This is a genomic window from Xenorhabdus vietnamensis, from assembly GCF_002127535.1.
Lineage (GTDB): Bacteria > Pseudomonadota > Gammaproteobacteria > Enterobacterales > Enterobacteriaceae > Xenorhabdus > Xenorhabdus vietnamensis.
Map to the genome: position 1 here is coordinate 1 of NZ_MUBJ01000127.1, position 619 is coordinate 619.

Here is a 619-nt window from a genome sequence, read left to right on the forward strand (position 1 = left end):
TGTGGAGGTAGATCATGAAGATTATTAGTGACGAATTTGACGGGTTTTAGTTATGGGGCGCTTTCCTGATTGTATCACGGTGAACATGCCAGAAGTTTATCAGCCAGGTGACGCGGAATTTATTCAGAAGATTCTTTCCGCTATGAGCAATTCAACCATGCGGGAATATGCAAGGGATAAATACGCATACATCTACAAACTTAGACGGGATGAAGATCCCGTGCCGCATCGCAGGGATAACACCGGGGCTAGGGCTGCTAACACATGGCTTCGATTGTTCTTCAAGAAAAATTACAGATCGATGAAAGGTTACACAGAACAGCCGATGGAGGTATCGACAAAGTGACCGGTTCAGTTTTGAGGTTGTACTCCCTAGAAAGTACACCTGTGTATCAGTTTGATAGTACGCGGGGAAGAGGGGAAAACTTTCTAGGGGGTTTGGGGGTGATCTTTGAAAGGGGTGTTAGGGAAGGCACAGCCAAGAGGAAGAACTCAGATCTTAATATAGATCACTGTAGGGGTTACAAAACGGGACAGGTGGCTAGACGTCCAAACGGGAAAAATAAAAAGGCTTGTCCTCTGGCAGTGGGAATTATTCAAGTGAGGGTATCAATGTTAA

At 45.2% G+C, this 619-nt stretch carries 1 protein-coding gene; it reads left to right on the forward strand.

The genetic code is table 11. The features are described from left to right. Positions 1 to 264 precede the first annotated feature (264 nt). Positions 265 to 619 (forward strand): hypothetical protein (locus Xvie_RS22410; RefSeq protein ID WP_208612667.1); only part of this gene is annotated, 355 nt, incomplete at its 3' end.